Origin of the sequence: Faecalibacterium sp. AF10-46 (assembly GCF_003604105.1) — a bacterium.
Classification (GTDB): Bacteria; Bacillota; Clostridia; order Oscillospirales; family Ruminococcaceae; genus Faecalibacterium; species Faecalibacterium taiwanense.
In genome coordinates, this window is sequence record NZ_QVGY01000002.1 from 259384 (window position 1) to 282704 (window position 23321).

25 protein-coding genes are annotated in these 23321 nt (G+C 61.5%); 8 read left to right on the forward strand and 17 right to left on the reverse strand.

Annotated features, from left to right (window positions below):
• Positions 1 to 37: 37 nt before the first annotated feature.
• The 3 genes from DWV57_RS04600 (at position 38) to DWV57_RS14440 (ending at position 3565) form a co-directional block, all read left to right on the forward strand.
• Entirely contained in the window at positions 38 to 2326 is a 2289-nt protein-coding gene (locus tag DWV57_RS04600; protein ID WP_243112300.1) for a PP2C family protein-serine/threonine phosphatase, read from the forward strand.
• Between the two features lie 81 nt (positions 2327 to 2407).
• A complete protein-coding gene (locus tag DWV57_RS04605) occupies positions 2408 to 3355 on the forward strand; it encodes a pectinesterase family protein (protein ID WP_120020116.1) in 948 nt (315 codons plus the stop codon).
• Positions 3356 to 3403: 48 nt separating this feature from the next.
• Positions 3404 to 3565, forward strand: a complete 162-nt coding sequence (locus DWV57_RS14440; RefSeq protein ID WP_165852638.1) for a hypothetical protein — start codon at positions 3404 to 3406, stop codon at positions 3563 to 3565.
• 104 nt (positions 3566 to 3669) lie between these two features.
• On the opposite strand, the gene DWV57_RS04610 is transcribed toward DWV57_RS14440, so the two are convergent.
• The 11 genes from DWV57_RS04610 to DWV57_RS04660 all read right to left on the reverse strand — a co-directional run bounded on the left by DWV57_RS04610 (position 3670) and on the right by DWV57_RS04660 (position 13400).
• A complete protein-coding gene (locus DWV57_RS04610) occupies positions 3670 to 5196 on the reverse strand; it encodes a HAMP domain-containing sensor histidine kinase (protein WP_118527741.1) in 1527 nt (508 codons plus the stop codon).
• Between the two features lie 18 nt (positions 5197 to 5214).
• The gene (locus DWV57_RS04615; RefSeq protein ID WP_044953253.1) at positions 5215 to 5901 is read right to left on the reverse strand and encodes a response regulator transcription factor; all 687 of its coding nucleotides are present in this window, start codon (positions 5899 to 5901) and stop codon (positions 5215 to 5217) included.
• Between the two features lie 351 nt (positions 5902 to 6252).
• Entirely contained in the window at positions 6253 to 7299 is a 1047-nt protein-coding gene (locus DWV57_RS04620; protein WP_120020117.1) for an ATP-binding cassette domain-containing protein, read from the reverse strand.
• On the reverse strand, positions 7296 to 7967 hold the full coding sequence (modB, locus tag DWV57_RS04625) for a molybdate ABC transporter permease subunit (RefSeq protein WP_097774260.1): 672 nt from the start codon (positions 7965 to 7967) through the stop codon (positions 7296 to 7298). Before modB ends, DWV57_RS04620 begins: the two co-directional genes overlap by 4 nt.
• Before the next feature lie 60 nt (positions 7968 to 8027).
• Positions 8028 to 8915 carry a molybdate ABC transporter substrate-binding protein gene (gene modA, locus DWV57_RS04630; protein ID WP_120020118.1) on the reverse strand — a complete coding sequence of 296 codons (888 nt, stop codon included), beginning with the start codon at positions 8913 to 8915 and terminating at the stop codon, positions 8028 to 8030.
• A 79-nt stretch (positions 8916 to 8994) separates the two neighbouring features.
• Positions 8995 to 9927 carry an MOSC domain-containing protein gene (locus DWV57_RS04635; RefSeq protein ID WP_120020119.1) on the reverse strand — a complete coding sequence of 311 codons (933 nt, stop codon included), beginning with the start codon at positions 9925 to 9927 and terminating at the stop codon, positions 8995 to 8997.
• Between the two features lie 9 nt (positions 9928 to 9936).
• Complete coding sequence (moaA, locus tag DWV57_RS04640; protein ID WP_120020120.1) at positions 9937 to 10905, reverse strand: GTP 3',8-cyclase MoaA; 969 nt, start codon at positions 10903 to 10905, stop codon at positions 9937 to 9939.
• The gene (gene moaC / locus DWV57_RS04645; protein WP_120020121.1) at positions 10898 to 11395 is read right to left on the reverse strand and encodes a cyclic pyranopterin monophosphate synthase MoaC; all 498 of its coding nucleotides are present in this window, start codon (positions 11393 to 11395) and stop codon (positions 10898 to 10900) included. Before moaC ends, moaA begins: the two co-directional genes overlap by 8 nt.
• Positions 11396 to 11590: 195 nt before the next feature.
• On the reverse strand, positions 11591 to 12610 hold the full coding sequence (locus tag DWV57_RS04650) for a molybdopterin-binding protein (protein WP_120020122.1): 1020 nt from the start codon (positions 12608 to 12610) through the stop codon (positions 11591 to 11593).
• 12 nt (positions 12611 to 12622) lie between these two features.
• Positions 12623 to 13138, reverse strand: coding sequence for a molybdopterin-guanine dinucleotide biosynthesis protein MobB (locus DWV57_RS04655; protein ID WP_243089047.1), 516 nt, complete (start codon positions 13136 to 13138; stop codon positions 12623 to 12625).
• 34 nt (positions 13139 to 13172) lie between these two features.
• Entirely contained in the window at positions 13173 to 13400 is a 228-nt protein-coding gene (locus DWV57_RS04660; RefSeq protein WP_154256597.1) for a DUF1653 domain-containing protein, read from the reverse strand.
• 242 nt (positions 13401 to 13642) lie between these two features.
• On the opposite strand from DWV57_RS04660, the gene DWV57_RS04665 reads away from it, so the two are divergent.
• The 4 genes from DWV57_RS04665 to DWV57_RS04680 all read left to right on the forward strand — a co-directional run bounded on the left by DWV57_RS04665 (position 13643) and on the right by DWV57_RS04680 (position 18280).
• Entirely contained in the window at positions 13643 to 14956 is a 1314-nt protein-coding gene (locus tag DWV57_RS04665; RefSeq protein ID WP_120020124.1) for an SMP-30/gluconolactonase/LRE family protein, read from the forward strand.
• A gap of 27 nt (positions 14957 to 14983) precedes the next feature.
• Positions 14984 to 15544, forward strand: a complete 561-nt coding sequence (locus DWV57_RS04670; protein WP_097774267.1) for a TIGR01440 family protein — start codon at positions 14984 to 14986, stop codon at positions 15542 to 15544.
• Between the two features lie 5 nt (positions 15545 to 15549).
• Positions 15550 to 16272, forward strand: a complete 723-nt coding sequence (locus DWV57_RS04675; RefSeq protein WP_120020125.1) for a YggS family pyridoxal phosphate-dependent enzyme — start codon at positions 15550 to 15552, stop codon at positions 16270 to 16272.
• Between the two features lie 217 nt (positions 16273 to 16489).
• On the forward strand, positions 16490 to 18280 hold the full coding sequence (locus tag DWV57_RS04680; protein WP_120020126.1) for an ABC transporter ATP-binding protein: 1791 nt from the start codon (positions 16490 to 16492) through the stop codon (positions 18278 to 18280).
• A gap of 63 nt (positions 18281 to 18343) precedes the next feature.
• Here DWV57_RS04680 and DWV57_RS04685 read toward each other — a convergent pair whose 3' ends face one another.
• The 6 genes from DWV57_RS04685 to DWV57_RS04710 all read right to left on the reverse strand — a co-directional run bounded on the left by DWV57_RS04685 (position 18344) and on the right by DWV57_RS04710 (position 22481).
• On the reverse strand, positions 18344 to 19294 hold the full coding sequence (locus tag DWV57_RS04685; RefSeq protein WP_120020127.1) for an ROK family glucokinase: 951 nt from the start codon (positions 19292 to 19294) through the stop codon (positions 18344 to 18346).
• A 148-nt stretch (positions 19295 to 19442) separates the two neighbouring features.
• Positions 19443 to 20327: a fumarylacetoacetate hydrolase family protein gene (locus DWV57_RS04690; RefSeq protein WP_118527767.1), complete on the reverse strand. Its 885-nt coding sequence runs from the start codon at positions 20325 to 20327 to the stop codon at positions 19443 to 19445.
• A gap of 14 nt (positions 20328 to 20341) precedes the next feature.
• Positions 20342 to 20893: a DJ-1 family glyoxalase III gene (locus tag DWV57_RS04695; RefSeq protein WP_097774274.1), complete on the reverse strand. Its 552-nt coding sequence runs from the start codon at positions 20891 to 20893 to the stop codon at positions 20342 to 20344.
• Between the two features lie 161 nt (positions 20894 to 21054).
• The gene (locus DWV57_RS04700; protein WP_097776983.1) at positions 21055 to 21354 is read right to left on the reverse strand and encodes a YerC/YecD family TrpR-related protein; all 300 of its coding nucleotides are present in this window, start codon (positions 21352 to 21354) and stop codon (positions 21055 to 21057) included.
• A gap of 102 nt (positions 21355 to 21456) precedes the next feature.
• Positions 21457 to 21951: a GNAT family N-acetyltransferase gene (locus tag DWV57_RS04705; protein WP_120020128.1), complete on the reverse strand. Its 495-nt coding sequence runs from the start codon at positions 21949 to 21951 to the stop codon at positions 21457 to 21459.
• A gap of 8 nt (positions 21952 to 21959) precedes the next feature.
• Positions 21960 to 22481: a nitroreductase gene (locus tag DWV57_RS04710; protein ID WP_120020129.1), complete on the reverse strand. Its 522-nt coding sequence runs from the start codon at positions 22479 to 22481 to the stop codon at positions 21960 to 21962.
• A gap of 224 nt (positions 22482 to 22705) precedes the next feature.
• Here DWV57_RS04710 and DWV57_RS04715 point away from each other — a divergent pair, with 224 nt between their 5' ends.
• A complete protein-coding gene (locus tag DWV57_RS04715; RefSeq protein WP_120020130.1) occupies positions 22706 to 23299 on the forward strand; it encodes an RICIN domain-containing protein in 594 nt (197 codons plus the stop codon).
• The last annotated feature ends 22 nt before the right edge of the window (positions 23300 to 23321 follow it).

A 23321-nucleotide genomic window follows, 5' to 3' on the forward strand; every position in this document is an offset into this window, starting at 1 on the left:
AGAACCACAACGCCCCGCCGGAAAGCGGGGAGTTTTTATGACAGAGCGGATGGGTCTGGCAGCGGTCGGGCGGCAGAACAGACAGCGGGCAGCGCTGGCACGGCGGGCGGAGCTGCGTCCGGCAGCGCGCAGGCTGGCGGCTGTGGCAGTGGGATTTGCGGGCGGCTGGGCCGTTCTGTACGGTGCACTGATGCCTTTTGGTCTGGGCTTTGTGCTGGGCTTTGCAGAGGACTGCTTTGCCCCCTGTGCGGCGGGTGCGGCGCTGGGTGTGCTGCTGCACGGGTTTGGAGCGCTCTCGCTGCGCAGTGTCTGTATGCTGTGCGCACTGGGTGCTGCAGTGGCAGCGCGGTGGATGGGTGCCAGAACACTGACCCCGGCGGCACTGGCGGGCTGCGGCACGCTGGTGGGCGTGGCGCTGTGCTTTGCCTTTGGCGGCGGCGGGGCAGAGCTGGTGTTTTACAGTGCAGCAGATGCCCTGCTGGCCGCAGCCATGGGCTTTTGTCTGCGGCAGTTTGCGCCCGAAAAGCCGGGTGCCGGGATGCTTCTGGTGGGTGCGGCCGCAGCGGCGGCGCTGGGCAGTGTGCAGCTGTGGCAGCTGCTGCCGGGCGTGATCGTCTGCGCGGCGCTGGAACTGTATTTATGCAGCAAAGGGCAGGCCAAAGCCGCGCTTGCAGCCTGCGCGGTGCTTGGCGCTGCGCTGTGCGCGGCAGACCCGGCCCTCAGCTTTGCGGCATCCGGCCTTGCCTGTGCCACGGCGGCAGCGGCGGTGCTGGCACCCGGACGGCGCATGGAAACGGTAGCCGCCTACGCGGGCGGCTGCGTGACCGGTGCACTCTGTGTGCAGCCGCCCGGGAGCGCGTTCCAATATCTGCTGAACGTCTGCATCGGCATCACGGCCGTAGCGGCCATGCCCGCAGCATGGCTTGTGCCGGAGCCGGAAGAAAAGCCGCAGGCAGGGCAGGCCCAACCGCAGCAGTACAGTGCAGCGGCCACCCGGCTGGAACAGGTGTCCCAGAGCCTTGCATCGCTGGCCGAGACCGTGAACGATGTCTACGAAACGCTGCCGCACCGGTGTGAGGATTTCCATTGGGTAATTGATAACACACATGATACCCTTTGTTTTAACTGCGGACGGCGGGATACCTGCTGGAAGCAGGAGTATGCCGCCACGCTGGAGGGCATGGAAGCACTGCGCCCTCTGCTGGAAAGCAGCGGCGGGCTGGAAACGGCTCAATTGCCCGGGCAATTATCCCGGTGCATCCACCCGGCAGCACTGTGCGCAGCGGCAAACCGCTCCTTTGCGCTGTACCGCAGCCGCAAGGAGGCCCGCCTTCATGCCGAAGCCATGCGCACTGCCCTGACCGAGCAGTACAGCGCCGTGGCCGAAGCGCTGGGCGTGTTGGGAGAACAGCTGGGCCGTCCGGGCGACCCGGAACCCTATAAATCCGGCCGGGTGGCGGACTTTTTTGCGCAGCTTGGCACTCCGCCGCAGGAGTGTGCCGTCACGCTGGATGATCTGGGCCGCACCCATGCGGCGGTCACGCTGCCGCGCACCCGCTTCTCGGCGCAGGAGCTGGCCGCGCTGGCCGGGGAGGTGGGCCGCATCTGCCGCCGCACGCTGGAAGTGCCGCAGGTGCTTTCCTGCAAGGGAATGACCACCCTGCTGTTCAGCGAAAAGCCTGTGCTGCGGGCCGTGTTCGGCATGGCGGGCGCGGCGGCACGGGGCAGTATTTCCGGCGATGCGGTGCAGCAGTTCTGCAGCCCGGCGGCAGCGCAGATGATCCTGTGCGACGGCATGGGCACCGGCAGGCCTGCAGCCGTGGATGGCAACCTTGCCGCCGAGCTGACGGCCCGGCTGCTCAAGGCGGGCTTTACCGCAGAGCTGGCGGCAAGGCTGGTCAACGTGGCCCTTGCCCTGAAAAGTGAGGATGAGAGCGGTGCCACGCTGGACCTCATCAGCGTGGATCTTTACACCGGCACGGCAAGGCTGTTCAAGGCCGGTGCGGCACCGGGCTTCCTTGTGCACGGCGGGCGGGTGCGTGCTGTGGGCGACACCAGCCTGCCGGTGGGCATTCTGGGCGGAGTGAACGGCCAGAGCCGGGTGGTGCATTTGACGGTGGGCGATTATGCGGTGCTGGTCTCGGACGGGCTGCTGGTGGACGGTCCGGGCTGGGTGGCAAAGCAGCTGGAGCTTTCCGCTGCGGCAGGAGATGCGCCGGAAAAAGTTGCAAAGACGCTGGTGGAAACGGCCCGCGTGCGCGCCCAGAAGACCGGCAGGCCGGACGACATTACGGCGGCGGTGCTGCGGCTGGAAAAATGCGTTTGATGTTCATACAAACTTCGTTGATTTTCGACGGAGGAGAAGGTATACTATGGAAGCATAGAAACAAAACGGGAGGACAGAAACATGCTTACCATAACCGTAGCGCAGGATGGCAGCGGCGATTTTGCTTCGGTGTCCGAAGCGGTGCTGGCCGTGCCTTATGCCTGCGCAGCAGAGATCCGCATTGGTCCGGGCGTTTACCGCGAAAAGCTGGTGTGCGAAAAACAGGATATCACCCTGATCGGCGCAGGCATGGAAAGCACCCGCATCGTGTGGGGCGACGGCGGCAAACTGCCGCACCCGGACGGCAGGCCCACCCACACCTTCCGCAGCTATACCGCGTTTTTCCGGGGGACAGAACTGCGGGTGCAGGACCTGACCATTGAAAACGATGCCGGCCCTGGGGCAAAGGTGGGGCAGGCCGTGGCGGCTTATGTGGACTGCTCTCACACCCTCTTTGAGAATGTGCGGCTGCTAGGCAATCAGGATACGCTGTTCTGCGCCCCTCTGCCGGAGAAGGAGCGGGAGAAGGATGGCTTCCTTGGCCCGGGCCGCTTTGCGCCCCGCCGCCCGACGGCCCAGTATTACCGGCACTGCGAGATCGCGGGAGATATCGATTTTATTTTTGGCGGCGCGGACGCTCTGTTTGAGCAGTGCACCATCCGCACCGTGAACAACCACCTGCCTGCAAGCTACGTCACGGCTCCCTCGGGCTGTGCCGATGGCCTTGGCTTTGTGTTCTGGGATTGCGATTTTGTCTCGGACAACTGCCCGACAGGCACAGTGTTTCTGGGCAGGCCGTGGCGGCCCACCGGAAAGACTGCCGTGCTGGACTGCCGTCTGGGAGCCCACATTGCACCGGAAGGCTTTTCCGCATGGCAAAGCCGCACCGACTCGAACCTTGCCAGCTTTGCCGAAGCGGGCAGCACCGGCGCAGGCGCTGTGCCGCGCGGTGCATGGGTGAAGCAGCTGGACAGCCAGCAGGCCGAAGAGCTGCTCAGATGTGCACGGAAGCTTTGCAGACCGGAATAAAAGCGGAAAATATAAAATAAAGTATAAAACGGATTTGAAGGATCTTCTATGAAAAAACTGCCGAATTTTGTCAAATGGATCATCATTCTGGCGGCACTGGCTGCAATGGGCTGGATGATGTGGGCTGTGAATGATCGTGCCTCCCGGGTGGAAATGCCCGCACCGGATAATACATTCGGAATTTATCGCACAGCAGATTCCAGCCAGTAAATCATTTGGAATGGCCGCAGCATTGCAGGCAGAAACGATGCTCTATAGAAAAAGCAAAAGCCGGGACGACCACACGGTCATCCCGGCTTTAAAATTATTCCTGATTATTCCTGCCCGGCCATCTCGGCTGCATTGGCGGGCAGGTCGTTCATGATGAACCAGAACGTAGTGCCCATGCCGATGGCGCTCTGCACACCAAAGCGGAAGCCGTGCTGCTGGAAGATGGCCTTGGTGATGGAAAGGCCCAGACCAGTGCCCTGCTTGCCGGCATCCGAACGGGAGCGGTAGTACCGATCAAAGATATAGGGCAGGTCGTCGGCAGAGATGCCGGGGCCGTGGTCCTCCACCTCGATCCGCACGCCCTCGGTGCAGCGCTGGGCCCGCAGGATGAAGATGCCGTCTTTGCCGATATGGTGCATGGCGTTGCCCAGCAGGTTATGCAGTGCGCGCTGCATCATGTTGGGGTCTGCGTAAACGGGCAGTTCCTCGTCCGGCAGCTCCAGCTGGAGCTGCCAGCCGTTCTGGGCGCAGATGGCATCGTACCGTTCACTCACCTCGTCGCACAGCTGGCCCATATCAAAGTGCACGCGCTCGCATTTGTCGGCACCGCTGGTCACCTTGCTCAGCTCCATCACGCTGGAGACCAGTGCGGTCAGGCGGTCGGTCTCGTCCACGATAATGTTCATCTGCTCATCGCGGTGGGCCTTGTCGTCGCCGGTAATGTCGCGCACCGTCTCGGCATAGCCCTTGATAAGGGTCAGCGGGGTGCGCAGGTCGTGGGAGACGTTGGCCAGCAGGTCGCGCTGCATCTGCGAAGAATGCTGCACCTCGCTTGCCATGTGGTTGAAGTCCCGGGCCAGATCGCCCAGCTCATCGCTGCGGCGGGTATCCACCTGCACGGCATAGTTGCCCATGGCCATCTGGCGGGCAGCGCTGGAAAGCTGGCGCAGCGGCTTTGTGAACCACTCACTGAACAGCCATGCCGCCGTCATGGCAAAGGCAAAGATCAGCGCCGCTGCCATGGGCAGCACGGTGCTCAGCACCTTGCCGGCTTCGGCCACATGCACAAGGCTGGTAGTGACCAGAACGGTGTACTCGCCGCCGGAGGTGTTGCGCCCTACCAGCAGCTGTGCCGAGCCGGAGAGCCGCGGCGGATTCAGGGTCTGCACAAAGCCGCCGGTGGTGCGGCATTTCTTGCGCATGGCCACAGCGGTGGAAACGATCATATCGTTGTTGGCGGAATCCGAGAGCAGCGTTTCGTGCAGGTTGCAGTAGGACTGGTTCTCGATCTTATAGATCGTGCGCATGGTGGTATCGGAAATATCCACACAGAAGCTGTTCAGCGAACCGCTGGCGTACAGCTGGGTGGCAAGCCGGTCAAAAAACGTGGTGTTGACCGTAAGATGGCCAAAAGACCATGCCGAAAGGGATTCGCCGTTTGCAATAGCCTTGTCCAGCTCGGCGGTGATGCTTTCTGCCTGAGTGGTCAGCTGTTTTTCAATGTGCTTGGTGTACAGCGGTTCCAGCAGCTGGGTGGACAGAAACCACACCAGTGCCAGCAGGAACAGACAGATACAACACAAAAACCACATCAGCTGGCCGCGGATGCCGGGGGAGTGATGGTGCCGCATGAATCCTCCGCTCCTTTATCAGCGCGTTGCGTCGGGGTCGAATTTGTAGCCGATGCCCCACACGGTAGCAATGTAGCTGCGGCACTTGCCCAGATGGCCCCGCAGCATTTTGACATGGGTATCCACGGTGCGGTCCTCGCCAAAGTAGTCGTAGTTCCACACCTTCTGCAGGATCTTTTCACGGCTGAGGGCGATGCCCTTGTTGGAAGCAAGGAACACCAGCAGGTCGAACTCCTTGGGGGTCAGGGCCACCTCCTCGCCGGAAACGCGCACCGTGTGGCTGGCCGTGTCGATGGTCAGCTCACCAAAGGTCATGGTGTCGGAGGCAGCGGCGGGCTTGGGCATGGTGCGGTTCAGCACGGCCTTGACGCGGGCTACCAGCTCACGGGGAGAGAAGGGCTTGACAACGTAGTCGTCGGCACCGCTCTCCAGGCCGGCCAGCTTGTCGTATTCCTCGCCGCGGGCGGTCAGGATGATGACCGGCGTGTTGATGTGGCGGGCGCGCATCTCCCGCAGGCAGGTCATACCGTCCATGAACGGCATCATCAGGTCCAGAATGACCAGATCGAAGGCTCCGCCGGAAAGCTGGGTCAGCGCAGCTGTTCCGTCAGCGGCCTCTTCACAGATATAACCGGAATATTGTAAATGTTCGCGGATCAGCTCGCGGATGCGCGGCTCATCGTCAACGATCAGGATCTTAGCCATAATACAGACACCTTCCTCAATAATAGACTTCTTGACCAGAATATCATACAGCAAGAATAAAAAAAAGCTGTGAAGTTTGCGTGAATGCTTTTCAAAAAAGTGCCCGCAGCGGCGGGCTGCTTCCAGTACCAGTATACCACAGAAAAACGGCCCTGCACAGCCGGAGTTTGCGGGGCAGACCGCAGGCCCAGCCGGATGGTGGTGCTTTCCGACCTGCACAATTCCGAGTTTGGCGCATATAATAGTGAGCTTGTGGATAAGGTGCGGCTGTTTGGCCGTGGGATGTGCTGTGCGGCTTTGCAAAGCCGCTGCTTTCCACAGCGCCCTGCAGGGCGGTTTTTACGCTGTCCGTCACCCCAGCGGCATGATGTTCTGCGGTGCAGTGCCCAGAAACGCCGGTGCCTCCGGCGACGCAGCGGTCAGGTTCGTCTTGTTCACCTTCCACCACAGGCGGGTGGTGCCGTCCGGCGCGGTAAAGATCAGGTTCCAGTCAAAGGGATTCTCGCTGGCGGAGTTCAGCTGCACCGGCAGAGCGTTCGGCGCAGCTGGTGCGCAGGGGGCAAAGTCGTGGGCGCGGATGCCCACGGCGGTGCAGGTTTCCGGCACCTCGGCGGCAAGGTGAAGGGGCGCATCCCAGCCGGTCAGGCGCACGGTGTGGGCATCCACGCGGGTGCAGGACAGAATGTTCTTGCAGCCGGTCAGCCGTGCAGCGGTGGTGCTCTGCGGGTCTGCAAACACCTCTTTGGTGCCGCCGGTGCGCAGCACCTGCCCGCCATCCATCACGATCATATCCCGGCACAGGCGGTAGGCTTCGTCACGGTTGTGGGTGACCAGCAGCGCCGTGCCGCCAAACCCGGCCAGCAGGCTGCCCACTTCGCCCTCCACTTCTTCGCGCAGGTAGCTGTCCAGCGCACTGAACGGCTCGTCCAGCATCAGAATTTTGGGCCTGCCCACAAGGATGCGTGCCAGTGCGGTGCGCTGCTGCTGTCCGCCGGAAAGCTGGGCCGGGTAGCGCTTGGCAAGGGATTCCAGCCGCATGGCCTGCAGCATTTCGGCGCAGCGGGCCTTGCGGGCGGCCTTGTCTTTTTCGGCTTTCAGGCCGCAGAGCACGTTCTGCTCCACGGTCATGTTGGGAAACAGTGCGTAGTTCTGGAACAACAGGCCCACGCCGCGCTGCTGCGGCGGCAGGTCGATGTGCTGGGCGCTGTCAAACAGCACCCGGCCGTCCAGTACGATGCGGCCCGCATCCGGCTTTACGATACCGGCAATGCAGCGCAGGGTCATGCTTTTGCCGCAGCCGGACGCGCCCAGAATGGCCGTGGCGGTGCTGCGCGCGGCAAAGTTGGCGTGAAGGGTAAAGCCATTCAGCTTTTTGGTAATGTTCACTTCAAGATTCATGCGCGGCCACCTGCTTTCTGTTTTTTCTCCAGCAGATTCACGGCCAGCAGCACCACTGCCGAGATCACGATATCCACCAGCACCCAGCGCATGGCACCGGCTTCGTCGTTGGTGCGCCACAGCTGGTACACGGTGGTGGCAATGGTGGCGGTCTTGCCGGGGGTGTAGCCTGCGATCATGCTGGTGGCACCGTACTCGCCCAGCGCGCGGGCAAAGGCCAGCACCGTGCCGGCCAGAATGCCCTGACGGCAGCAGGGCATCCGCACCCGCCAGAAGATCCACACGTCCGACTGGCCCAGCGTTTGCGCCGACCATGCCAGCGTTTCGTCAAAGCTTTCAAACGCGCCGCGCGCCGTGCGGTACATCAGCGGAAAGGCCACCACGATGGATGCAAAGATGGCACTGTACCAGTTCATGACCAGCTTCACGCCGAAATGCTCCATGAAAAAGGCACCCAGCGGCCGCTTTGCGCCGAACAAAAGCAGCAGAAAATAGCCCACCACCGTGGGCGGCAGCACCATGGGCAGGGTGAGCACCACGTCCAGCGCGCCCTTGACAGTGCGCGGCAGCTTGGCAATATAGTAGGCGGCAAAAATGCCAAGGAAGAACACCGCCGCGCAGCTGACGAGGGCGATGCGCAGGCTGTTCCAAAGGGGATACCAGTCCATAAATGATACCTCCGAATAAAAAGGCTTCCCCCGGAGGGGAAGCTCTGAAAAACAACGGATTTACAGTGCGCTGAAGCCCACGCTCTCGAACACGGTCGCGGCGCGGTCGGTCTGCAGATAGGCCAGAAACTCCCTGGCAGCCTCGGCGTTGGGGGCGGCCTTCAGCACGGTGGCAGGGTAGATGACCTGACCGCACATCTCCTTGGTGGCCTCATCCACGGGGGTCAGGCCTGCGCTGTAGGCATCGGTGCGGTACACGACACCGGCATCCACGCTGGCTTCGGTGATCTGGGTGGTGACCTCCTTGACGTTGGAGCCGTAGGTGATGACACCGGCTGCGGCCAGTGCTTCCTCGTCCAGAGCGTAGTAGGCAAGGATCTTCTGGGTGTACTGGCCCACGGGCACATCGCTGTTGCCCATGCAGAACAGAATGTCCCCGGCCTTGAGGTGCTCGGCCAGAGAATCGAAGCTGTCGATGCCCTTATCGCCATTCTCGGGCACGCACAGAACGACCTTGTTCTCCAGCAGGTCCACGCGGGAATCGCTGTCCACAAAGTCCAGTCCTTCGGTGTTCACATCGGTGGAAGCGGTGCTGTCCAGCTGGTTCATCTGCTTCTGACCGGCGGAGATGAACAGGTCGCAGTCCGCGCCTTCCTGGATCTGGGTCTTGAGGGTGCCGGAGGAGTCGAAGTTGAAGCGGAAGGTCACCTCCGGGTGTTCTGCCGAGTAGGTCTCACCGATGGCGGTGAGGGTCTCGGTGAGGGATGCGGCGGCAAACACGATCAGCTCCATGGATCCACCGGTAGCTTCAGAAGAAGCAGCGGCAGAGCCTGCCACGGAAGATGCAGTGCTGGAAGCGGAGGAGCCGCAGGCGGTCAGGGCCGCAGCGGCACCGGCGATACCGGCAGCAGCCAGAAAGCTGCGGCGGGAAATTTTAGTGTTGTTCATGATAAGCGCTCCTGTTTTTAAAATGAATCTTTGCATTTGATACGGTACAGGATGCGGTGCCGCCCACCGGGATACTTTTTTACTTCTGGGCGCATTCGCCGTCCAGCCCGGCGGCAAGGCGGATGCCGTGCGCAAGGCTGGGCAGGATGTACGCGAGGTTTTCTTTTACGGCCTTAGGGCTGCCCGGCAGGTTCACGATCAGGGTCTTGCCGCGCAGCACGCTGACACCGCGGCTGAGCATCCCGCGCGGTGTGATGGTAAGGCTATGGTACCGCATGGCCTCGGCAATGCCGGGCGCGTTGCGTTCGGCTACGCTCAAAGTCACCTCCGGGGTGATATCCCGGGGTGCAAAGCCGGTGCCGCCGGTGGTGAGGATCAGGTTCACCTGACGGGCATCCGCAAGGCGCAGCAGCTGGGTTTTGAGCTGGGCGGCATCGTCCGGCAGAAGCAGCGCTTCCTCCACCTTGTAGCCTGTGGCGGTGAGCATTTCCACAATGAGCGGGCCGCTTTTGTCCTCCCGTTCGCCGCGGCTGCCCTTATCGGAAAGGGTGATCACCGCCGCGCGCAGGGGCAGGTCTGCCGGGGTGGGCAGCAGCTTCATCTCGTCGCCGGTGTGGATGGTGCCGCCTTTTACCACCCGTGCGAACACGCCCTCCCGCGGCATGATGCAGTCGCCGGTCTGCTGGCGGATGGCGCAGCCGCTGTGGCACTCCTTGCCGATCTGGGTCATTTCCAGCACGGCATCCCCAATGGCAAAAAAGCTGGGCACCGGCAGGGTGGCAAGATCGAACCCTTCCACCACCAGATTTTCGCCAAAGGCACCGTAGTCCACCCAGAGCTTTTGACGGAAAGCTTCAATTTTTTCCGCGCTCAGCAGGCTGACCTGCCGGTGCCAGCTGCCGCCGTGGGCATCGCCCACAATACCCCACTCCGGGGAGAGAACAGCGGACGGCACCGGCGTTTTCAAGGTACCGCGCCGGGGGCTTGTGCAGATAGCCAGAATTTTACCCATAAATTTGTGTTATCCTCCGATCCGGTACATCCCTCGTGTGGCGGGCATGGAGCCTTGGCCGAAGTGATGTTCCCGGGGTTTTGCCAGAATCGTGTTTTGAATGGCCTGCAAAAGGGCCGCGTCGTCCGCGCCGCTGCGCAGCAGAGCGCGCAGGTCGGTGCCGGATTCGCTGGCAAGGCACGGACGCAGAAAGCCCTGACTTGTCAGCCGCACCCGGTTGCAGGAAGCGCAGAATTTGCCGTGCACGGCAGCGATCAACCCGATGCTGCCGCGCCAGCCGGGCGCAGAATAATACACCGCCGGCCCATCGCCAAAGGCCGCACTGGTCACCGGCTGCAGCTGCGGCCAGCGGCGGTAAAAGCGCTCCAGCAGTTCCGGGCCGGAAAGGCCGGGCAGCCCGGCACCAAAGCCAATGGGCATCATCTCAATAAAGCGCACCTGCAGCGGATGCTCCTGTGCGAGGGCAGCAAGGCTTTCCAGCTCGCCCTCGTTCACGCCGGGCTGCGGCACACAGTTCAGCTTGACCGGTATGCCGCTGGCAAGGGCCGCCCGGATGCCGTTTTGCACGGCGGCAAGCTCGTCTTTGCCGGTGATGCGCCGGAAGGTCTCCGGGTGCAAGGTGTCAAGGCTGATGTTCACGCTGTCAAGGCCCGCCGCCAACAGGGCGGGCAGCTTCTGGGCCAGCAGCACGCCGTTGGTGGTAAGGGCAACGCGGTGGATGCCGGGAATGGCTTTCAGGCCCGCCGTCAGTTGTTCCACGCCCCGGCGCACCAGCGGTTCACCGCCGGTGATGCGCACCGTGTCGATGCCGCACTGGGCGAACAGCGCAGCCAGCCGCAGAAATTCCTCATAGGTCAGAATATCTTCGTGGGCCAGCTTTGGCACGCCGTCCGGCATACAGTAGCGGCAGCGCAGGTTGCACAGGTCGGTGACCGAAAGGCGCAGATAGTGGATATTGCGGCCGTATGCATCAAACATAGCCGCCCTCGGCCCGCACATAGTGCCCGCTCTTGCCGCCGGTCTTCTCGACCAAGTGGATCTCGCCCATCTCCATGCCCTTATCCACGGCCTTGCACATATCGTAGATGGTGAGCAGCGCGGCAGAAACGCCGGTCAGAGCTTCCATTTCCACGCCGGTCACGCCGATGGTCCTGGCGGTGCACACGGCCTCTACGGCCTGCTGTTCAGGCAGAAGGTGAAAATCTACAGTCAGCTTGCTCAGCGGCAGCGGATGGCACAGGGGGATCAGCTCGCTGGTGCGCTTGGCCGCCATGATGCCTGCAATGCGGGCCACGCCCAGCACGTCGCCCTTCTGGGCGGTGCCGTCCCGAACAGCGGCAAAGGCTGCCGCATTCATAGTGATGATGCCGCGGGCCACAGCCTGCCGTGCAGTGGCGGGCTTTTCGCTCACATCTACCATCACGGCGCTGCCGGACGCATCAAAATGAGTCAGATTCTTTTCGTTCATAAAGATCGTATCTTTCTTGTTAAAATGAATCAAATTTTCAAACGTCCTCGCCCTCTCAGGCTCATTTCATTCGCCAGCTCCCCCAAAGTGGGAGCCCTTGGCAGTCCACGCAAGTTTCATCTCTTTGCCAAGGCCTCTCCCTTTGGGAGAGGTGGATTTGCGAAGCAAAGACGGAGAGGGCGAGCAAGCTGAAGATCAGCAATGCCCGAAGCCGCAGTTGGGCCAGTGGCATTCGGCGCAGCCTAAGCACAGCCCGCCCTCGCCCAGCCGGGCAATGTCCTCGGCAGTGATGGGGTCGTCGGCCAGCAGGCGCGGCAGCAGCAGGTCAAAAATGGTGCGCTTGGCGTACATTACGCAGCCGGGCAGGCCGCACACCGGCACACCGTCCAGATAGCTCACAAGGAACATGGCACCCGGCAGCACCGGTGCGCCATAGGTGATGATCTCGGCACCGGTGTTCTTGATGGCAAGCGGCGTGCGGTCGTCGGGGTCTACGCTCATGCCGCCGGTGGTAAAGATCAGCTCGCAGCCTGCGGCCTTTGCTTCCAGAATGGCGGCGGTGATCCCGGCGGGGTCATCGTCGCAGGTTTTGTGATAGGTCATCTCGCAGCCGTATTCGGCCAGCTTGCCCACCAGAATGGGGGTGAATTTGTCTTCGATGCGTCCCTTGAATACCTCGCTGCCGGTGGTGATGACCGCAAACTTTTTCGGGCGGAAAGGCAGCACGTTCAGGATGGGTTCGCTGCCGGCCGCAGCCTGCATGGCATCCATCTTCTCCTGCTCGATCACCAGCGGGATGATGCGGGTGCCGGCCAGCTTCTGGCCCTTTTTCACGGGCAGGTCGCCGTGGATGACAGCGATCATCATTTGGGGTGTGCGGTTCACGGCCAGCAGGGCGGCGCGGTCGATCTTCAAAAGACCGTCGCAGTCGGCAACCAGTTCGATCTTGCCTTCCTTCGGCTCAGTGCCGTGGATGTTGCGGCCCGCCGCTGCCTTGTACAAAAGGGCAGCGGCTTCGTCCTCGTGCAGGATGCCGGGGCGCTTCTCCCAGACATAGAGATTTTCTTTGCCAATGGAGAGCAGCACGGGGATATCCTCCGGCTGGACGATGTGCCCTTTGCGGAAGCGTGCTCCCTTGTACTGGCCGGGAATGATCTGTGTGATGTCGTGGCAGAGCACCTGCCCGACAGCGTCTTCGGTACGGATGAGTTTCATGCAGAACCTCCGTTACAGGGACGGCATCTGGTTCTCGATCCAGTCTGCCAGAGCAGCAGGATCGTCCAGTGCGAAATCAGCGTCCGGTACATCGCCCACGATGGCCATGGGCTGGAAGGCGGTGCCTACCGGGCTGACCGAGCTGCGCACCACCTCGATCTTGGCCCAGCCGCTGTCGCCAAAGCCTTCCAGCAGTACAAGGTCGTAGCCGTGGCGCTCGAACAAAGCCAGCAGGTCCTGCTCGTTCAGGCGGAACTGCTCGGTGAGCAGATAGCGCCCGGCAGTAAACACGGCCACACCCTCGGCACCGGCCTCATGCAGGCGGTCGGTCTCGGCGGGCAGGCGCAGGTCGTCAGCCTCGCGGATCACGCCCACCTTCAGCCCGCGGCTCTTGAGCACCGGCAGCAGCGCGGCCAGCAGAGCGGTCTTGCCGCTGCCTGCGGAACCGCTGACAGCCAGCACTGCCGGATGCTTGAAGCTCAGTTCGGCGGCAAGCGCCTGTTTCTGTTCACTGTACAAAAGTATCACCCTCCGTTTTATCCCATCGGCAAAAACTGCCGGTTCACTCCTCAATGCGCACAAAGCGCGGCTGCACTTTGCCGTCCCGCTCCACGGTCTCGCACCACATGGCGGCAGGACGCACCCAAAGCCCGCGTTCCCCGTACAGGGCGCGGTACACCACCATTTCCTCTTCGGTCTCGCTGTGGCGGGCCATGCCCAGCACTTCGTATTCGTTGCCCTTGAAATGCCGGTAGCGGCCCGGCTGCACATGATATTTGAATGCTTCCATGTTATCCTCTTTTACACTGACATGCGGCATTCCGGTGCAGAATGCCATATTTATAATCAGTATAGCATATTTCAGCACGGCAAAAAAGGCTTTGGCAGGAAAGATGGAGAAAAAGGCGGCAGGCGGCGGCAAAAGCCGGGAGACAGAGTTGGGTGCTTGAACTGCCGCGCCACAGATGCTATACTGAAACGATAAGGGGATATCCCCCCTGAAAAAGCTCTGAAGATAAAGGAAAAAGCCCTATGAGGATCGGACTTGTTGAATTTCTGCTCATCCTTGCCATTGCGTCGCTCACCATCGGGCCGCAGGTGGCATTGTTCGTGGATCGCTGGATGCGCCGGGCAAACCGCGCCAATGCCCGCGCTGCCCGCCGCCGTGCCGAGTATGCGGCCCAGATGGCGGTGGAGCGGGACGCGCTGCTCAAGCGGTTCCGCACGGCCAGCACGGTGTTTGGCGTGTGCATCCTGCTGGCGCTGGTGTACGCACTGGTGTTCCGGCCCATCGATACGCCGCCACAAGGCTACACCGCGCCGGATGTCCGGCAGGACACCGGTGCAGCACAGACGGCCCTTGCCGCCGATCATAAGGGAACGCTGGATCTGGGCGAATATCAGGGTGTGGACTGCATCCGCACACAGGACGGCCTTGTGTATGCCGCAGCATACGACGGCGCAGCCTTAAAAAAGCGCACGAGCGACCTTGTACGCACCGACGGCGGACACGATGCGGCCATCCTTTCCGTGGACGGTGAGCTGACCGGTTTTGCCTTTGACGGCAGCGGGGACCTGTGGCTGAGCATCCTCACGCCCGGCGGCGGCAGCCTGTGCCGCGCCGCCCACGACAGCTGGGGCACGGCGGTGGAGCAGGTAGTGACCCAGATCGACGGTGCACCGCTGGGCGCAGTCTCGGCGGTGGAAGCCGCGCCGGACGGCAGGATCTACTTTGCCGTTGCTGCCAGTGCCAGCGCCGCAAACGGGCTGGAAAGCACCCTGCGCACCGAACTGCTGGCCCACACCGGCACGGGCTGCGTGTATGTATACGACCCGGCAGCACGCACGGTGCAGAAGGTGCTGGGCGGTGTGGCCGGTGCTTCCGGGCTGGCCCTGAGCCGGGACGGCAGCACGCTGTTCGTGGCTGACCTTGGGAACCGCTGTGTGTGGAGCGCTGCCGCCGATGCCCGCGACCTGACGGCGGGCGGTAAAAACTGCCAGAGCTTTGTTTCCGGCCTGCCGGGGTATCCCGGTGCGCTTGCTATGGATGCAGACGGCACCCTGTACATCGGCTACCGGTGGGCGCGCAGCAGCTGGCTGGAAAAGAACGCCGACAGCACCCTGCTGCGGGGCATTGCCCTGCGTGCAGGCCGGAATCTGCAGGAAAAGCTATTCAGTCTGCCTGCCGATGCGCCCTGCGCGGAAGCTGTAGATACGGCAGACGGCAGCTGGAAGCGGACGGTCTCCAGCAAGGGTGCAGGCGGCGTGACAGCTCTGTGCCCGGTGGAGAGCAGGCTGTATCTCGGCCTTGCAGGCAGCGAAAAGGTGCGCAGTGCAAATCTTTGATCTTTGATAAAAACCGAGGTGTTTTTTATGACAGAAGAATTCAAAAAACAGATCGAGATGCAGGCCCGGCAGGCAGTGACCGAACTGCTGGCCGAAGCAAAGCTGAAAAAGGGCGATGTGTTCGTGGTGGGCTGCTCGTCCAGCGAGATCGTGGGCGGGCACATCGGCAAGGATTCCAGTCTGGAAGCCGCGCAGGCCGTGTACGCGGGCATTGCCCCAGTGCTGGCCGAAAACGGCATCTGGCTGGCCGCGCAGTGCTGTGAGCATCTGAACCGCGCTATTATCATCGAGCGCGAAGCCGCCGAAAAATACGGCTGGGAAGAGGTGTGCGTGGTGCCCCGCCCCCACGCAGGCGGCAGCTGGGCCACTACCTGCTGGAAGAAGTTCCGGGAGCCGGTGGCCGTGGAAGAGATCCGTGCCCATGCAGGCATTGATATCGGCGGCACCCTGATCGGGATGCACCTGAAGCGGGTGGCGGTGCCGGTGCGGCTGAGCCTTTCCAAAATTGGTGAAGCGAACATTCTGTGCGCCCGCACCCGCCCGAAGCTCATCGGCGGCGAACGCGCCAAGTACACCGAGGAGGACTGAGATTTATGGCAGAAAAGAATCTGGAACAGATGCAGGAGGCCGTGGCAGAGATCCGGGAAAAGATGGCAGCCGCGGCCCGTGAAGCAGGCCGCGACCCGGCAGCGGTGCAGCTGTGCGCCGCCTGCAAGACCCGCACAGCACAGACCGTGGCTGCAAGCGCAGCCCTGCCCATCGATGTGTTCGGTGAGAACCATGTGCAGGAGCTGTGCGCAAACTTTGACGCAGGTGCTTACTGCGGCAAGCCCAGCCACTTTATCGGCCATCTGCAGACGAACAAAATTAAAAAAGTGCTGGGCCGTGCCAGCCTCATCCAAAGCGTGGACAGTGAGCATCTGCTGAACGCCATCGAGAAGGAAGCAGCCAAGGCCGGCATCGTGCAGAACGTGCTGCTGGAGGTGAACATCGGCGGCGAGGAGAGCAAGACCGGCGTGGCACCGGAAGCGCTCTGGCCGCTGCTGGATGCTGCTGCCGCACAGGAGCACATCCGGGTCAAGGGGCTGATGGCCATTCCGCCCGTGAACAACGACGATGCCCGCAACCGCCGCTATCTGGCCGAGGTGTACAAGCTGTTTGCGCAGGCCGGAGAGCGCGGCTATTCCAACGTGTCCATGGAGACCCTCTCCATGGGCATGAGCGGCGACTTTGAAAACGCCATCCGGGAGGGTGCCACCCTTGTGCGCATCGGCACCGCCATCTACGGCGAGCGGGATTACAGTAAAAAAGTGTAAAAATAAAAACGGCCTCGCCCTCTCAGTCATCGCTGCGCGATGCCAGCTCCCCCAAAGTGGGAGCCCTTGGCAGTTCACGCAAACTTCATCTCTTTGCCAAGGCCTCTCCCTTTGGGAGAGGTGTCGCCGTAGGCGACGGAGAGGGCGAGCCAGCTGAAAAATATCTGCAACGTCCTGAATCGTAAAAGCCTGAAGAAAATCAAAAAACGGAGGAACCATGTCAAAAACCAAGATCAACGACCCCGGGGCGCACCACGCAGGCAGCGGTGCGCTGATCCGGCGTTTTCTGCCCTATCTGGCAAAGTACAAAATGACCCTGTTTCTGGACCTGTTCTGTGCAGCGCTGACCACCCTGTGTGATATCGTGCTGCCCAAGATCATGAGCACCATCACCAACGCCGCCATGGGCGTGGGCATCACCCTGACGGCGGGCATCGTGCTGCGGCTGGCAGCACTCTATTTTGTGCTGCGCATCATCGACGGTGCAGCCAGCTATTACATGTCCAGCATCGGTCATATCATGGGCGTGCACATCGAGACGGATATGCGCCGCGATGCCTTTGACCACCTGCTCAAGCTGGACCACACCTACTACAACAACACCAAGGTGGGTACCATCATGGGCCGCATCACCAACGACCTGTTCGATGTGACCGAGTTCGCCCACCACTGCCCGGAGGAATTTTTCATTGCGGCCATCAAGATCGTGGTGTCCTTTATTATCCTGTGCCGGGCCAGTGTGCCGCTGACGCTGGCGGTGTTCGCCTGCGTGCCGCTGATGGGCGTGGTGTCCGTTTACCTGAACGGACGGCTGCGGGCGCGGTTCCGCCAGCAGCGCGTGCAGATCGGCGAGCTGAACTCCACCATCGAGGACAGCCTGCTGGGGCAGGGTGTCGTGAAGGCCTTTGCCGCCGAGGATGAGGAACGCGAGAAGTTTGCAAAGGGCAACAGGGATTTTGAGCAGATCAAGACCCTCGGCTACTACGCCATGGGTGCCTTCAACCCCTCCACCCGCCTGTTCGACGGCCTGATGTATCTGGTGGTCATTCTGGCAGGCGGCCTCTCGCTGGTGTACGGCAGGATCACCGCCGGTGACATGGTGGCCTATATGCTGTACGTCACCACCCTCATTGCCACCATCCGCCGCATCGTGGAGTTTGCCGAGCAGTTCCAGCGCGGCATGACCGGCATCGAGCGCTTTGCCGAGATCATGGACACCCCTGTGACCATCGGCGATGCCCCGGATGCGGTACCGCTGCAGCCCGGTCCCGGTGACATCCGGTTTGAAAACGTCAGCTTTGAGTACCCGGACGACCACAACAAGGTGCTGCACAACGTCAGTCTGGATATCCGGCCGGGCGAACGGCTGGCGCTGGTCGGCCCCTCGGGCGGCGGCAAGACCACCCTGTGCAACCTCATCCCCCGCTTCTACGAGGTGACCAGCGGCCGCATCCTGATCGATGGGCAGGACATCCGCCATGTCACTCTGAAGAGCCTGCGGCAGGACATCGGCATCGTGCAGCAGGACGTGTATCTGTTCAGCGGCACGGTGGCCCAGAACATCGCCTACGGCAAGCCCGGTGCCACCCGCGAAGAGATCATGGAAGCGGCGCGTCTGGCCGGGGCGGAAAAGTTCATTCTGGCCCTGAAGGATGGCTTTGATACCTATGTGGGCGAGCGCGGTGTCAAGCTCTCCGGCGGACAGAAGCAGCGCATCGCCATTGCGCGGGTGTTCCTGAAGAACCCGCCCATCCTCATTCTGGACGAGGCCACCAGCGCACTGGACAACGAAAGCGAGATCCTGGTGGGCCAGAGCCTGGAAAAGCTGGCCCATGGCCGCACCACCCTGACCATCGCCCACCGCCTGACCACCATCAAGGACTATGACCGGATCCTCGTGCTGGGCGAAGAGGGCATCGTAGAATCCGGCACCCATGACCAGCTGCTGGCAAAGCAGGGCGTCTACTACCGCCTGTGGAACCAGCTGCCGGGGGAAGATACGCTGTAAAAAACACACGCATACAAAAAAGCTCTGCCGCAAGCACGGCAGAGCTTTTTGTGTACAGAGGGATCATTCACCCACGATCAGGCGCACAGAACCATAGATACCAGCATCGTTGCCGAGGATGGCGGGCACGATGGGGGTCTCACGGCAGGACCTGAAGGCATAGACCTTGAAATGCTCCCGCAGCGGGGCAAACAGCACCTCGCCTGCGCGGGACACACCGCCGCCGATCATAAACATCTCGGGGTCGGTGGTGGCGGCGATGCTGGCAAGTGCCAGACCCAGCGTGTCGGTCATCTCGTCCACCTCACGGGCGGCAAGGGCATCGCCATTGCGGGCGGCATCAAACACGTCCTTGGCGGCAAACTCGGTGCCGCGCAGGATGCAGGGAGTGTCCGGGTTCTCGTCCAGCAGCTTCTTCATGCAGCGCACAACGCCGGTGGCACTGGAATACTGCTCCAGACATCCGTGCTTGCCGCAGCCGCAGGCGGCGGTCTCGTGGCGGTCCACGGTGATGTGGCCGATCTCGCCGCCGGCACCGTGGGTGCCATCAATGACCTTGCCGTTGACGATGACACCGCCGCCCACGCCGGTGCCCAGCGTGACCATGACCGCGCTGCGGCAGCCCTTGGCGGCACCCATCCAGATCTCGCCCAGAGCGGCCACGTTGGCATCGTTGCCCACCAGAACCTTGATGCCGCCCAGCATGGTGCTCAGCTCTTCGGCCACATTATGCTTGCCCCAGCCGCCGAGGTTTGCACAGATGATGGGCACGATGCGGCTGTCCAGCACAGGGCCGGGCACGCCCACGCCCACACCCTCTATCTGCTCAGCGGCAAGGCCTTTTTCCTGCATTTTGCCCTGCACGGCAGCGGCCAGATTTTTCAGAATGTGCTCACCGGCGTTGGAGGTGTCGGTGGGAACTTCCCACTTTTCCAGCAGTTCGCCGGTGGTCTTGAACAGGCCGATCTTGGCGGTGGTGCCGCCCAGATCGATGCCGAATGCGTATTCCTTCATAGTTCATTTACCCCTTCTGCGGCCCGGGACCGCATTTTTCATTCATACAGCCAGTATAGCACACCCGCACCGAAAAGAGCAGTGCCGCTGCGGATTTTCATGCAAACAGACGGAAAACACAGTGGATATTTGGCACAAATGCCAGTGCTCACCGCACGGTGTTGGTCAGGCTGCCAATGCCGTCGATCTCGCAGCGCACCGTGTCGCCGGGCTTCAGAAACTGCGGCGGGTCCATGCCCATGCCCACGCCTGCCGGGGTGCCGGTGGCAATGATGGTGCCGGCCTTCAGGGTCATGCCCTGAGTCAGCTCGTGGATCACGTGGTCGATATCAAAGATCTGCAGGCCGGTGTTCGAGTCCTGCCGCTTTTCGCCGTTGACAAAGCTTCGGATGCCGAGCTTGGGCGGGTAGGTGCCGAACTCGTCTGCGGTAACGATGCAGGGGCCGATGGGCGTGAAGCCATCGAGGCTCTTGCCGAAGTACCACTGCTTGTGGGCGGTCTGCACATCGCGGGCGGAAACATCGTTCAGGATGGTGTAGCCGAACACATAGTCTTTTGTCTGCCCGGCGGGCACATCCTTGGCATCTTTGCCCAGAACCACAGCCAGTTCGCATTCGTAGTCCAGCTTCTGCACAAGGTCGGTGTGAGCTTCAATAAAGCCGCCGTCCGGCACAGCGCGGGAAACGCGCTTGGAAAAATAAATGGCATCCTGATGTTTGGTTGCAAAGGCATCGGCAGAGTATTTCTCCGCTTCGTCCGAGTGGGCCATGTAGTTGATGCCAAGGCACACCACATCCTGCGCCGGGCAGGGAATAGGGCTTTGCAGCTGCACGGCATCCACGGGCAGGGCCGGGATGCCCGCAATGGCAAGCTGCAGGCCGGCCCGCACCTGCGGGGTCAGAAAGGGGATGGCGTCGGACAGGGTTTCGTAGGAAAGACCCAGCCAGCTCAGCGGCCAGATCTGTGTGCCGTCCGGCGAAAGAATGGCCGGATCTTCTACGCCGTCCGGCAGGCGGCAGGTGACAAAACGCATTTCAGTTTCCTCCCTCAGTGGCGGTAGGCGATGGCGTTCTGGATGCGGTCGGCCTCAGCCTGCCCGGCCAGCTGGCGCACCAGCTCCAGCGCAAAGGGGATGGCACCGCCCAGACCGTAGCTGGTGGTGATATTGCCGTCCACTACCACTTCGGTATCCAGCACCTCGGCACCGGCCAATTTGTCTTGGAAACCGGCGTGCGCCGTGGCTTTTCTGCCCTCCAGCAGGCCGAGAGATGCCAGCACGCTGGGTGCTGCGCAGATGGCAGCTACCTTTTTGCCGCTCTTTGCAAAGGAAACGCAGGTGTCGGTAACGGTCTTGTTGGCGGCAAGGTTCGGGGTGCCGGGGATGCCGCCGGGCAGCACCACCATGTCCACATCCGAATAATCCACCTCTTCGGCCAGTGCGTCGGCGGTGATGTGCACCTTGTGGCTGCTCACGATCTCGCGGCTGCCGGATGCGCTGGCCACGGTCACCTCCACCTTGGCGCGGCGCAGCAGATCGACCACCAGCAGGGCTTCACATTCCTCGGTGCCCTCGGCAAAAAATACAACAGCTTTGCTCATAAAAATCAAACCTCCCTGATTTCTGATGAAGACGGCGCATCTGCGCCGCATGAGGAAAAACGATAGAAGTACCCCGCTGGCGTGGGGACTTCTGCCTTCCCGGTCGAATGATAAAAGCCGCATACCGCACGGGCGGCACGCGGCATGGTTTGTGTGGAAGTTCAGTTTTGATCGTCGGCAGCTTTTTCCGCTTCCAGCAAGGCGCGCAACACGCTGTCGTCGGCACTCAGCACCCGGCTTACCCGGCTGATGATGGCGCTGGATGCACCGGTCTTATCCATGATCTCGGTGTAGATGCGCTTGTCCACCAGCATCTCGGCAATGTTGTAGCGCTGCTCCATTGCGCTCAGCTCGGAATAGCTGCACACATCCTGTAAAAAACGGTAACACTGTTCCGGGGTCTTGAGCTGCAAAAATGCCTGATACAGACCGGACTGGCCGGTAGGATGATCTTTTGCCATGTCGTTCTCCTTTTTTGCAGATGCCGCCCACAGGCAGGCACTTTATTACACTACACCAGTGTAGTACAAACGGGGAGAAATTTCAATAGCTTTTGCGGCTTTTTAGCCCAGCGTGTGCTCAAACACCACTTCGTCCCGGGGGACGGTGCCGTTTTCCTGCTCGGCGGGCTTTAAATTGCGGTAGCGCAGGGCCTTGAAGAACTGCTGCACCGGCAGGACCTTGGCGTGCACGGTGCACCACACACGGCCCTTGCCCTCGCCGCGGGCCAGCCGCTCGCAGGAGAGCACGATGTCCCGGCCCAGTGCCTTGCCGCGGTATTCGGGCTTGAGGTACAGGTGCATCAGGTGCAGGGCGGTGTTCTCCATCTTCCACGCAAAGTAGCCGATGGTCTTGCCGCCCAGAACCACGAGGAAGTAGTTCACATCGTTGTCGATGTCCTCCTCAATGGCATCGGCGCTCTGCAGCTCTTCCACAAGGGTGTCCAGCTGTTTTGCGGGGTAATAGCGCTTGTACACCTCATGCCAGAGTTCACTGGCAAGGTCGGCGGTGGCGTGGATATATTTGGCCTTGGCGACCAGCTTGTAATCAGGCTTCATAGTTCTCCTTACACTTTTACGATATAATCCGGTTTGCGGGGTGCTGCGGGCTTGGGGTCTGCAGCAGGGTAGCCCAGAATACAGTGGCCGATGCCGACCCAATCGCCCTCGATGCCCCACTGCCGGAGCAGGGACTTGCCCTCTTCTGTTTCAAACTCTTCCTTTGCGCGGTTGATCCAGCAGCTGCCCAGCCCCAGCGAAGCTGCAGCCAGCATCAGGTTGCCCATGACAAGGCTGCCGTCGGGTACGGCATTTGCGGCGTGAGCATCGGCCAGCACCACCAGAATGGTGGGAGCGCCGTACATGGGGTCGGTGTCCCTGCCCATGACAGCGGCGTTCATGCGGGTGAGCTGGGCGCGGGCGGCAGCGTCCTGCACGACCACGATCTTTGCGCTCTGGCGGCCCATGGCGCTGGCGGCGTAGGTGCCGGCTTCCAGCACGGCATCCAGTTCTTCGTTTGTGATCTGCTCCGGCTTATAGGCACGGCAGCTGCGGCGGTTTTTGATGGTTTCCAAGGTTTCGTTGGTCATGGCAATTCCCTCCCTTAAAGCATGTGCCTTTATTGTATCACAACAAAGGCCGGAGTGCAAAGAGAAACCGGTAGGAAACGCTTTTGTTGCACGTAAACGTTTCAGCGATGAAAATCATGTCAAAATGCACAATAAAACGTAAAAAGATTATGAAAAAGCGTCCTTGCTGCCAAAGGGTAAATACGTTATAATAGGGCTACCAAACTGGAAAGGAGTTGTGCTCTATGGCAAAGGTATCGCAGGCAGTCATTCTGGAAAATGAATTTTATATCATCAAAGCCCCCAATGGGAAGGTGCTGGAAGTAAAGAACTTCAACACCGAGAACGGCGCGGCCATCCAGCTGTGGAGCTATGCGGGCCATCCGTGGCAGCAGTGGCAGTTCGTGGACGCAGGCGAGGGCCGCTGGCGCATCTGCAACCGCTTTACCGGAAAGATGATGGATCTGGCCCTTGGCGGTGTGGTGGAGGGCACATGGCTGCACCAGTGGAGCCGCACCAGCGGGCTGAGCCAGTGCTGGGCGCTGGAGCCCACCCGCAGCGGGCGCACCCGCATCCGCAATGTGCTGGCGGATAAATACATTGACCTTGTGGGCATGAACACCGCCAACGGTGCACAGGCCCAGATCTGGAACTTTGTAGCAGGCGGCAATCAGGAGTGGACGCTGGAACGCATCGATCCGGACACCGCCCAGAGCGGCCGCCGCGCCGAGGAGGCCAAAGACCCGCAGCCCACGCCAAGCCAGCGCAAGCATCAGAACGACCTTGTGCGCAAGCTGAACAATGCGGGCAAGGGAAGAGCAAGCCGAAAGGGGCAATGATTTTAAATTGCCGCCGCGTTGC